The 13,276-nt window shown below is 68.0% G+C and carries 1 protein-coding gene; it reads right to left on the reverse strand.

Annotation, left to right across the window (positions count from 1 at the left end; translation table 11 throughout):
- Positions 1 to 39: 39 nt before the first annotated feature.
- On the reverse strand, positions 40 to 13,230 hold the full coding sequence (locus P2424_RS21760) for a non-ribosomal peptide synthetase (protein ID WP_276477431.1): 13,191 nt from the start codon (positions 13,228 to 13,230) through the stop codon (positions 40 to 42).
- Positions 13,231 to 13,276: the final 46 nt, after the last annotated feature.

The following is a 13,276-nucleotide window of genomic DNA, read 5'->3' on the forward strand; positions in this document are numbered from 1 at the left end:
GCTCTCTCCCGGCCGGCTCCGTCTGCCGCCGGGAATCCCTCAGGGCTTGCCGGTCGGCCGTGTCATGCGGCGCAGCGCCGGACGCTTCCGCGCCGCTGTGCGGGAGGCCGTCGTCAAGTGATCGGCCAGCCCGGCGACGGTGGGGGTCTCGAAGATCGTGCCGATGGCGACTTCCGTCTGCAGTTCGCTGCGGATCCGGCTGATCAGGCGGGTGGCGAGGAGGGAGTGTCCGCCCAGGTCGAAGAAGCTGTCGTCGATCCCGACCCGCTCCAGCCCCAGCACCTCGGCGAACAGCCCGCACAGCGTCTCCTCCTGCGGAGTCCGGGCCTTGCGCCCACCCACGCTCGCCGCGTACTCCGGCACCGGCAGCGCCTTGCGGTCCAGCTTCCCGTTCGGCGTGAGCGGCAACCGGTCCAGCACCATCACCGCCGACGGCACCATGTACTCCGGCAACCCCTCCACCAGCCGCTCACGCGCCGCCTTCACCACAGCCCCGATGCCCCGCGCAGCCACCGGACTGTTCACCCACGGACCACCCGAAGCAGCCGGCAGATACACACCGGACATGGGGCGCTCGTCCTCGTCTCCGGGCAGCACCACCGCATCGAACAAAGCCACCGAGCGGGACGACCACGTCACCACCACCCGCAACCCCAACTCAGCACCCCGCACCACCAACTCCTCCGGATCCACCCCGGAACCCAGATCACCGGCATCCAACCCGTCGAGACGCCGCTCGGCAGCCACCTCCCCGATGAGTCGCGCATTGGGGATGCCGGTGATTCGAATCGGTGACTCCGCTTCGGCGAGGTCGAACTCGGGCGTCCAAGCACGCCGGGGCAACACACCCACATCCACCACCGTGGTGGGCGCCTTGTGCAGCACCACTTCATACCGGTGCCGCGTCAACTCGTTGTGACAGCCACCCCGCTTGAGCCGCACATCCACAGCCCCCACACGCGCATCACCCCCGGCCAGCCCGGTGAAGAACTCCGGAGCCACCACCAACTCCTTCTCCAACAACACCGCACGATCCACCACCGCACGCGCCTGCACACCACGATCCCCATGCACCGCCGCATGCAACACCCGCAACGAACCCGCATGCCGCACATCCCCCACCACCACACGCCCACCCGGCACCAACAACCCCAGCGCACAATCCAGCACCCGGGACAGATACTCCCCATCCGGGAAATACTGCACCACCGAATTGAGCACCACCGTGTCGAAATACCCCGACGGAAGATCCCCCGCCGCATCCGCCGGCTGACACCGCAACCACACCCGATCCGACAACCCCGCCTCAGAAACCTGACCACGCAGCCGCTCGATCACCGCACCCGACAGATCAGTACCCCAATACTCCTCAACCCCCGAAGCCAAATGCCCCATCAACAGACCGGACCCCACCCCGATCTCCAGAACCCGACCACCACCGAACCCACGCACCCGCTCGACAACCGCATCCCGCCACTCCCGCATCTCACCCAACGGAATCGGCTCACCCGAATACGAACTGTCCCAACCGGCGAAATCCTCACCAAAACCACCCGACCCCACACCCGAATACACCGAGTCATAGATCTCCCGCCACTCACCTACCTGGGCGTCCTCGTCGGACGGCGTCTCTTCGGCATCGCCCTCGGCGGTCGTGGCCACCGCCGCCAGATCCGGCACGACATAGGCGGCGAGCCGCAGGTCCCCCGGCACATCCTCACGCGCCAGGACCACGGCTTGGCGGACACCTCCGCAGCCGGTCAGGAGGGACTCGATCTCCCCCGGCTCGATGCGGAAGCCGCGCACCTTGACCTGTTCATCGGCACGGCCCATGTACTCCAGCTGACCGTCGGCTCGCCAGCGGGCCAGGTCGCCGGTCCGGTACATCCGCGTGCCGGGCTCGAAGGGGGACGCCACGAAACGTTCCGCGGTCAGGTCCGCCCGCCCGACATAGCCACGGGCCAGACCGGCACCCGAAGCGTAGAGCTCACCGACCACCCCGGCAGGAACCGGCCGCAGTACTTCGTCCAGGACGTGGGCTCGGGTGTTCGCGACCGGGCTCCCGATCGGCACCACATCGTCGGAGAAGGTGTCGCTCATCGAGATCGCCACGGTCGACTCGGTCGGGCCGTAGGCGTTCACCACGCGACGGCCCCGCGACCAGCGCGCCACCAGTTCCGGCGGAGCCGCCTCGGCACCGACGACCACGCATGCGAACTCCGTGAGCTCCTCCTCGGAGCCCGCCGGAAGTGTCGCCAGTACGGAGGGCGGGATCAGCGCATGGGTGATGTGCTGGGCGGCCAGGACATCTCGCAGTGCCTCGCCGACCAGCCGGGCGCTGTCGGGCACCACGATCGCGGCGCCGGCCGCGAAGGCGGCGACCAGTTCCCAGACTGCCGCGTCGAAGCTGGGTGAGGCGAACTGCAGGACTCGGCTGCGGGGGGTGGTGCCCAGTCGCCGGAGCTGGGTGTGGGCCAGGCCGGCCACACCACGGTGGGAGACCACGACCCCCTTGGGCCGGCCGGTCGATCCCGAGGTGTAGATCACGTAGGCGGGATGCGTCGCCTGCACCACCACACCGGGGTCGGTCTCCGGGAAGTCCGACAGATCCTGCGCCAACTCCTGCGGTCCCAGCACCAGCAGCGGATCCGCGTCCTCGACCATGAACGCACGCCGCTCGACCGGATACTCCGGATCCACCGGCACATACGCACCACCCGCCTTCACCACCGCAAGCACAGCCACCACCATCTCCACCGACCGCGGCAACTCCACCCCCACCAACACCTCAGGCCCCACACCCTGACCCACCAGCCAATGCGCCAACCGATTCGCCCGCGCATTCACCTCCCGGTAGGAGAAACTCTGCTGTCCATGGACCAGAGCCGTCGCCTCCCCGTCCCGCCGCACCTGCTCCTCGAACAACCCCGCAAGCGAGACCTCCGGCAACACCACCGCCGTGTCATTCCACCCGGCAAGCCGCCCCCGCTCCACACCCGAGAGCAACTCCACCCCACCCACAGACACCGACGGATCCGCCACCACCTGCTCCAACAACCGCACCCACCGCGCCAACAACCCCTCAACCGAACCCCGATCGAAGAGACGCGTGGAGTACTCGACGGTCCCGGTCACCCCGCGCCCGCCGGCGCGCTCGGCCAGGCTCAGCAGCATGTCGAAGCGGGACCTGCCGATCCCGACGTCTTCGGGCGTCACCCTCAGCCCCGGCAGATCGAAGTCGCCTTCAGGCGCGTTCTGGAGTACGAGTGCGACCTGGAAGAGCGGGTGGTGGGAGGTGGAACGGTTCGGGTTCAGCAACTCCACCAGGTGCTCGAAGGGCACGTCCTGGTGCGCGTACGCCTCCAGACTCGACTCCCGCACCCGGCCCAGCAGCTCCTCGAACCCCGGATCACCCGACGTGTCCGTCCGCAGCACGAACGTGTTCACGAACAACCCGACAAGGTCGTCCAACGCCTCATCGGTACGCCCCGCCACACCACTGCCCAACGCGATGTCAGTTCCCGCACCCAACCGCGTCAGCAGCGCCGCCATACCGGCCTGCAACACCATGAACACCGTCGTGTTCGACCGCCGCGCCAGCCGGACCAAGCCCTGGTGCAGCTCCGCGTCCAGTGTGAAGTCGGTATGGGTGCCTTCGAAGGAGGCGACTGCCGGACGGGGCCGGTCGGTGGGGAAGGTCACCAGCTCCGGCAGACCCGCCAACTGGTCGCGCCAGTAGTCGACTTGTCGGGTGTAGAGGCTGTCCGGGTCGTTCTCGTCGCCCAGCAACTCACGCTGCCACAGCGTGTAGTCCGCGTACTGCACCGACAGCTCCGACCACTGCGGCAAACTGCCCTGCGAACGCGCCGTGTACGCCGCCACCAGATCCCGTGCGATCGGCCCCATCGACCAACCGTCACCCGCGATGTGGTGCACCAGCAGCATCAGGACGCTGTCCTGCGGCGCCACGTCGAACAGCCATGCGCGCACGGGTATCTCGGAACCCAGCTCGAACGCGTACCGAGCCGCTTCCTCCAGAACCTTCGGCAGTTCCTCCTCCGTCACCGAGCGGCGCTGCCAGTCCAGCTCCGCACTCTGCGGATCGAGAATCGACTGGCGGGGCTCACCGTCGGTTTCGGGGAAGACCGTACGCAGCGACTCGTGCCGGACGACCAGATCACGCAGGGCACCGCTGAGTGCATCCGCGTCCAGCTCGCCCTTGAGCCTGAGCGCAAGCGGCATGTTGTAGGTGGCGGAGGGGCCCTCCAGCTTGTGGAGGAACCACAGGCGACGCTGCGCGAACGAGAGCGGCACCGCCTCAGGCCGAGGCATGGGCGTCAGGGCCGCACGCGTACGACCATCGCCCGTGAGGCGCGGCGCCAGGCCAGCCACCGTGGGGTTCTCGAAGACAGCCGCGATCGGCACCTCGACGCCGATCACGCTACGGATCCGGCTGACCAGCCGCGTCGTGAGGAGGGAGTGTCCGCCCAGGTCGAAGAAGCTGTCGTCGATCCCGACCCGTTCCAGACCCAGCACCTCGGCGAACAGCCCGCACAGCGTCTCCTCGCGCGGAGTCCGGGCCTTGCGCCCACCCACGCTCGCCGCATACTCCGGCACCGGCAGGGCCTTGCGGTCCAGCTTCCCGTTCGGCGTGAGCGGCAACCGGTCCAGCACCATCACCGCCGACGGCACCATGTACTCCGGCAATCCCTCCACCAGCCGCTCACGCGCCGCCTTCACCACAGCCCCGATGCCACGCGCAGCCACCGGACTGTTCACCCACGGACCACCCGAAGCAGCCGGCAGATACACACCCGACAGCACCGATTCGTCCCCGTCTCCGGGCAGCAGCACCGCATCGAACAGAGCCACCGAGCGGGACGACCACGTCACCACCACCCGCAACCCCAGCTCAGCACCCCGCACCACCAACTCCTCCGGATCCACCCCGGAACCCAGATCACCGGCATCCAGGCCATCCAGCCTGCGCTCTGCCGCCACCTCACCGACCAGCCGCGCATTCGGAATCCCCGAGATCCGAACCGGGCCTTCTACATCGGCCAGATCGAAATCCGGGGACCAGGAAATCTGCGGCACCTCCGCCACATCCCGGGCCTTCGACGGCGCCTTGTGCAGCACCACCTCATACCGGTGCCGCGTCAACTCGTTGTGACAGCCACCCCGCTTGAGCCGCACATCCACAGCCCCCACACGCGCATCACCCCCGGCCAGCCCGGTGAAGAACTCCGGAGCCACCACCAACTCCTTCTCCAACAACACCGCACGATCCACCACCGCACGCGCCTGCACACCACGATCCCCATGCACCGCCGCATGCAACACCCGCAACGAACCCGCATGCCGCACATCCCCCACCACCACACGCCCACCCGGCACCAACAACCCCAGCGCACAATCCAGCACCCGGGACAGATACTCCCCATCCGGGAAATACTGCACCACCGAATTGAGCACCACCGTGTCGAAATACCCCAACGGAAGATCCCCCGCCGCATCCGCCGGCTGACACCGCAACCGCACCCGATCCGACAACCCCGCCTCAGAAACCTGACCACGCAGCCGCTCGATCACCGCACCCGACAGATCAGTACCCCAATACTCCTCAACCCCCGGCGCAAGGTGCCCCATCAACAGACCGGACCCCACCCCGATCTCCAGAACCCGACCACCACCGAACCCACGCACCCGCTCGACAACCGCATCCCGCCACGCCCGCATCTCACCCAACGGAATCGGCTCACCGGTGTACGCGCTGTCCCAGCCGGCGAAATCCTCACCGAACTCGCCATATGCGCTCTCGGCGTAGACCGAGTCATAGATCTCCCGCCATTCCTCCACCTGGGCGTCGCTCGCCACAGCGGCCTCCGCCGCCGTACCGGAGTCGGCCTCGACCCCGGCCGAGGCAGCCGCCTCGAGGTCCGGCACCACATACGCCGCGAGTCGCTGATCACCGGGCGTGTCCTCGCGCGCCACGACCGCCGCCTGCCGCACACCCGTACAGCAGGCCAACAGCGACTCGATCTCCCCCGGTTCGATCCGGAAGCCCCGCAGCTTCACCTGCTCGTCCGCACGCCCCACGAACTCCAGCTGACCGTCCGCACGCCACCGCACCAGATCACCCGTGCGGTACATGCGCGCACCCGGCTCGAACGGCGACGCCACGAACCGCTCCGCCGTCAGCCCGGGACGCCGCAGATAGCCGCGTGACACCTGAGCGCCCGCGGCATAGAGCTCTCCCACGACTCCGACCGGGACCGGCTGCAGGCCCGCGTCGAGGACGAACAGCCGGGTGTTCCACATCGGCCGTCCGATGGGAACACTGTTCGCGACGCCGTCCGGACCCTGCCAGACCGAGGAGGCGACCTGGATGGTCATCTCGGTCGGGCCGTAGAGGTTGGAAAGCTCGCTGCTCCAGGACGCGCTGACGCGGGCGGCGAGGTCCGGTCGCAGGGCCTCGCCGCTGGCCCAGACACGTCGCACCGAGTGCCCGGCAGGCGGCTCGGGCAGATTGGCCAGCAGGGACGGCGGGAACTGCGCGATCGTGACCTTGTTCTCGGCCATGAAGGACACGAGGCGCTGCGGATCACGCACCACGTCGCCGGGGGCCACGCAGACCGCGGCACCGTGCAGCAGGGGAAACCAGATCTCCAGACCGACGGAGTCGAACCGCACAGAGGTGCGGAACAGCAGCACGTCGCCGGGCCCGACCGGGTAGGTGTCCTGCATCCACTGCAGATTGTTCGCCAGCCCGCGGTGCTCGACCATGACGCCCTTCGGCCGGCCGGTGGAACCGGAGGTGTAGATGACGTACAGCGGGGCGGCCGGAGTCAGTGGGGCCGCGCGGTCGGCGTCCGTCAGGTCGGACGCGTCCTGCTGAGCGACCGCTTCGACGGTCGACGTCTCGTCCATGGCGACGCACGGGACCTCCGCGTCCGCGGCCAGGTCGCGGTCGCGGGAGACAAGCATCAGTGCGGGCCGCGCGTCACCCAGTGTGTACCGAAGACGCTCGACCGGGTCGTCGGGGTCGAGCGGGAGATAGGCGGCACCGGCCTTGATCACCGCAAGGAACGCCACGATCGTGTCGGCGGAGCGGGGCAGAGCAACGGCCACCAGTTGCTCGGGGCCGACGCCGCGGGTGACCAGATGGCGGGCGAGTCGGTTGGCTCGCGCATTCACCTCAGCGTAGCTGAGCTTCGTGTCGCCGGACAGCACAGCAGGGGCGTCCGGAGTGCGCGCCATCTGCTCCTCGACCAAGCTGACGAGGGTCTCTCGGCGTACGTCGGCCGCGGTGTCGTTCCAGGTCGTCAGAGTCTGCTGCCGCTCGGTCTCGGTCAGCAGGACGGCCTTGCCGATGGGCTGCGCCGGATCGCTGAGCGTCTGCTCCAGCAGTCGCTTCCAACGGTCGAAGACCGCCTCGACGGTGGAACGGTCGAACAGGTCCGTCGCGTACTCCACGACGGTCTCGATTCCCGCGGGGTTCCCGCCGGCGTCGTGCCGTTCGGTCAGTGACAGCAGCATGTCGAACCGAGCGGTGCCCGGATCGGCTTCGGTCGTGCTGACCTGCAGCCCCGGGAGCGTGAAATCCCCCTGGTCGGTGTTCTGGAGTACGAGTGCGACCTGGAAGAGCGGGTGGTGGGAGGTGGAACGGTTCGGGTTCAGCAACTCCACCAGGTGCTCGAAGGGCACGTCCTGGTGCGCGTACGCCTCCAGACTCGACTCCCGCACCCGGCTCAGCAGCTCCTCGAACCCCGGATCACCCGACGTATCCGTCCGCAGCACGAACGTGTTCACGAACAACCCGACAAGGTCGTCCAACGCCTCATCGGTACGCCCCGCCACACCACTGCCCAACGCGATGTCAGTTCCCGCACCCAACCGCGTCAGCAACGCCGCCATACCGGCCTGCAACACCATGAACACCGTGGAACCGGTCCCGCGCGCCAGTTCCGCCATGCGCCGGTGCAGCTCTCCCTCGACCTCGAACGTGACGGTCTCACCGGCGTACGAGGCCACCGCGGGCCGGGGCCGGTCGGTCGGGAAGGTCACCTGTTCGGGCAGATCCGCAAGCTTGTCGCGCCAGTAGCCGACCTGCTGCGTGAAGAGGCTGTCCGGGTCGTTCTCGTCGCCCAGCAGTTCACGCTGCCACAGCGTGTAGTCCGCGTACTGCACCGGCAGCTCCGACCACTGCGGCACAGCGCCCTGCGCACGCGCCGTGTACGCCGCCACCACATCCCGCGCCAGCGGACCCATCGACCACCCGTCCGCCGCGATGTGGTGGAACAGCAGCAGGAGGACGCTGGTGTCACCATCCGTGTCGAAGAGCCAGGCCCTGATCGGTGCCTCGGAGGCGAGTTCGAAACCGTAGCGGGAGACTTCCCGGACCACTGTCGGCAGCTCCGCCTCGGTCACCCGACGGTGTTCCCAGCCGAACGCGGCATCAGCAGGATCGAGCACCACTTGGCGGGGCTCGCCGTCCACCTCCGGGAACACCGTACGCAGCGACTCGTGCCGAGTGGCCACATCGACCAGCGCAGCGTGCAACGCCTCCGCATTCGCGGAACCGGTCAGCCGGAAGGCCAGCGGCATGTTGTACGTCGCGGAGGGCCCCTCCAGCTTGTGCAGGAACCACAGTCGACGCTGCGCGAACGACAGCGGCACCACATCCGGCCGCTCCACCGGCACCAGAGACCTACGTATCCGGCCCTCCCCTCGCAGCCGCTCCACCAAGAGCGCCACGGTCGGGGCCTCGAAGACGTCCTTGATGGGAAGCTCGACGCCGACCACGCTACGGATCCGGCTGACCAGCCGCGTCACGAGGAGGGAGTGGCCGCCCAGGTCGAAGAAGCTGTCGTCGATCCCGACCCGCTCCAGACCCAGCACCCCGGCGAACAGCCCGCACAGCGTCTCCTCGCGCGGAGTCCGGGCCTTGCGCCCACCCACGCTCGCCGCATACTCCGGCACCGGCAGCGCCTTGCGGTCCAGCTTCCCGTTCGGCGTGAGCGGCAACCGGTCCAGCACCATCACCGCCGACGGCACCATGTACTCCGGCAACCCCTCCACCAGCCGCTCACGCGCCGCCTTCACCACAGCCCCGATGCCCCGCGCAGCCACCGGACTGTTCACCCACGGACCACCCGAACCGGCCGGAACATACACACCGGACATGGGGCGCTCGTCCTCGTCTCCGGGCAGCACCACCGCATCGAACAAAGCCACCGAACGGGACGACCACGTCACCACCACCCGCAACCCCAACTCAGCACCCCGCACCACCAACTCCTCCGGATCCACCCCGGAACCCAGATCACCGGCATCCAGGCCATCCAGCCTGCGCTCTGCCGCCACCTCACCGACCAGCCGCGCATTCGGAATCCCCGAGATCCGCACCGGGCCTTCTACATCGGCCAGATCGAAATCCGGGGACCAGGAAATCTGCGGCACCGCCGCCACATCCCGGGCCTTCGACGGCGCCTTGTGCAGCACCACCTCATACCGGTGCCGCGTCAACTCGTTGTGACAGCCACCCCGCTTGAGCCGCACATCCACAGCCCCCACACGCGCATCACCCCCGGCCAGCCCGGTGAAGAACTCCGGAGCCACCACCAACTCCTTCTCCAACAACACCGCACGATCCACCACCGCACGCGCCTGCACACCACGATCCCCATGCACCGCCGCATGCAACACCCGCAACGAACCCGCATGCCGCACATCCCCCACCACCACACGCCCACCCGGCACCAACAACCCCAGCGCACAATCCAGCACCCGGGACAGATACTCCCCATCCGGGAAATACTGCACCACCGAATTGAGAACCACCGTGTCGAAATACCCCAACGGAAGATCCCCCGCCCCATCCGCCGGCTGACACCGCAACCGCACCCGATCCGACAACCCCGCCTCAGAAACCTGACCACGAAGCCGCTCGATCACCGCACCCGACAGATCCGTACCCCAATACTCCTCAACCCCCGAAGCCAAATGCCCCATCAACAGACCGGACCCCACCCCGATCTCCAGAACCCGACCACCACCGAACCCACGCACCCGCTCGACAACCGCATCCCGCCACTCCCGCATCTCACCCAACGGAATCGGCTCACCCGAATACGAACTGTCCCACCCCGCGAAATCCTCACCAAAACCACCCGACCCCACACCCGAATACACCGAGTCATAGATCTCCCGCCACTCCTCCACCTGAGCGTCCCCACCCGAGGAGACGGCTCCCTGGTCAGCACCGGCGTGGGCGGCCGCCGCGGCCAGATCCGGCACGACATAGGCGGCGAGCCGCTGGTCCCCCGGAATGTCCTCACGCGCAACCACCGCCGCCTGGAGAATTCCTGCATCGCTGGTCAGAAGGGATTCGATCTCGCCGGGTTCGATGCGGAAGCCTCGCAGCTTCACCTGCTCGTCCGCACGGCCCGCGAACTCCAACTGGCCGTCCGCGCTCCACCGCACCAGATCACCCGTCCGGTACATCCGCGCACCCGGCTCGAAAGGCGACGCCACAAACCGCTCCGCCGTCAGGCCCGCACGCCCCAGATAACCCCGCGCCAAACCGGCACCCGACACATACAACTCACCCACCACACCGGCAGGAACCGGCCGCAACACCTCATCCAGCACATACACCTGCGTATTCACCACAGGACGACCGATCGGCGCCACCACCCCACCCGACAACCCACCGCTCATCGACACACACACCGTCGACTCCGTCGGCCCATACGCATTCACCACACGACGGCCATCCACCGACCACCGCGCAACCAACTCCGGCGGCGCCGCCTCACCCGCCAACACCACCGACTCCAACAACGGCAATGCGGACTCCGCACCCCCCGGCACCGCGCCCAACACCGACGGCGGCAACGTCACATGCGTAACCCGGCCCCGAGACAGCACCTTCAACAAGTCGTCGCCGACGACTCGACCACCCTCCGGCACCACCAACACGGCACCGGACCCGAAAGCCATCACCAACTCCCAGAACGCCGCATCAAAACCCGGCGACGCGAACTGCAACACCCGACTCGACGAACTGACCCCCAAACCCTCCACCTGGGAACGGGACAGACTCACCGCACCCCGATGAGAAACCACAACCCCCTTCGGCCAGCCCGTCGAACCCGACGTATAAATCACATAGGCAGCCTGATGACCCTCAATGTCGACACCGGGGTCGGTCTCCGGGAAGCCCGACAGATCCTGCGCCAACTCCTGCGGCCCCAGCACCAGCAACGGATCAGCGTCCTCGACCATGAACGCACGCCGCTCGACCGGATACTCCGGATCCACCGGCACATACGCACCACCCGCCTTCACCACCGCAAGCACAGCCACCACCAACTCCACCGACCGCGGCAACTCCACCCCCACCAACACCTCAGGCCCCACGCCCTGGCCGATCAGCCAATGCGCCAGCCGATTCGCCCGCGCATTCAACTCCCCATACGACAGTGACCGCTCACCACACACCACCGCTGCCGCATCCGCATCACGCCGCACCTGCTCCTCGAACAACCCCGCAAGCGAGACCTCCGGCAACGCCACCGCCGTGTCATTCCACCCGGCAAGCCGCTCCCGCTCCTCACCCGAGAGCAACTCCACCCCACCCACAGACAACGACGGATCCGCCACCACCTGCTCCAACAACCGCACCCACCGCGCCAACAACCCCTCAACCGAACCCCGATCGAACAACTCCGTCGCGAACTCGACGAGAGCCTCGATACCCGCCACACCGCCTGCGGCGTCGTGGCGTTCGTACATCTCGACGAGCATGTCGAAGCGCGAGGTGTCGGTGCTGATGAACTCGGAGCTCACCTGGAGGTGCGGCAGCCGGAAGTCCTCGGACGGTGCGTTCTGCAGCACCATGGCGACCTGGAACAGCGGGTGGTGGCCGGCGGAGCGCTGCGGGTTGAGGGCCTCGACGAGGTCCTCGAACGGCACGTCCTGGTGCTCGTGCGCACTCATGCTGCGCTCCCGCACCCGGGCGAGGAGCTCCTCGAAGGCAGGGTTGTCCGAGGTGTCCGTCCGCAGCACATAGGTGTTGACGAAGAGACCGATGAGGTCGTCGAGGGCTTCGTCCGTACGGCCGGCCACACCACTGCCCAACGCGATGTCGGTCCCCGCACCCAACCGCGTCAGCAGCGCCGCCATACCGGCCTGCAACACCATGAACACCGTCGTGTTCGACCGCCGCGCCAACTCCACCAGACCCCGATGCAACTCAGCGTCCAGCCGGAAGTCGACCCGCATCCCCTCGTAGCCGGCGGTGGCCGGCCGGGGCCGGTCGGCGGGGAAGGTCACCTGCTCCGGCAGCCCCTCCAGCTCCGCACGCCAGTAGTCGAGTTGCTGTGCGTAGACGCTCTCGGAGTCGTCGACGTCTCCGAGCCGGTCGCGCTGCCAGAGCGTGTAGTCGACATACTGCGCGGGCAGCTCGGACCACTCCGGATCGCGCTGCTCGACACGGGCGGTGTACGCCTCCACCACGTCACGCGTCAGCGGAGCCATCGACCAGCCGTCACCCGCGATGTGATGCAGCAACAGCAGCAGCGTGCTGTGCTCTGCGTCCGTGTCGAACAGCCAGGCCCGGAAGGGGATCTCGGTGGCGAGGTCGAAGGTGTGTCGGGCCGTCTCTCGGAGGGTGCGCTCCAGGTCGGCCTCGGGCACCGACCGCCGCTCCCACCGGAAGTCGGCCTCGTCGAGGTCCCGTATCAGCTGGTAGGGCTCGCCGTGCACGTCGGGGAAGACGGTGCGCAGCGACTCGTGCCGACCGACGACATCGAGCAGGGCCGAGTGCAGCGCCTCCCCGTCGACGGTGCCGGTGAGGCGGAGGGCCAGCGGAACGTTGTAGGTCGCCGAGCGGCCTTCCATCCGGTGCAGGAACCACAGGCGGCGCTGGGGGAACGACAGCGGCACCACGTCAGGACGCTCGACGCGGGTGAGAGGGGCGCGCGCGTCGTCGGCGGCCGCTCCGGTGAGCCGCCCGGCCAGCGCGGCGGGCGTGGAGAAGTCGAAGATCTCCTTGATCTTCAGCTCCTCGCCGAGAGTGGCCCGGATCCGGACGAGCAGCCTGATCGCCGTCAACGAATGACCGCCGAGCTCGAAGAGGTCGTCGTGGGGGCCGACGTGGTCCCTGCCGAGCGTCTCGGCGAACAGGGCGCACAGCGCCGCTTCGCACGATGCCTTGGCGTCCAACTTCTCGCTCCCTCTTCTGACGGTGTCGAATCCGTGCTGCATCGGC

Origin of the sequence: Streptomyces sp. WMMB303 (genome assembly GCF_029351045.1) — a bacterium.
In the GTDB taxonomy this organism is placed as follows: domain Bacteria; phylum Actinomycetota; class Actinomycetes; order Streptomycetales; family Streptomycetaceae; genus Streptomyces.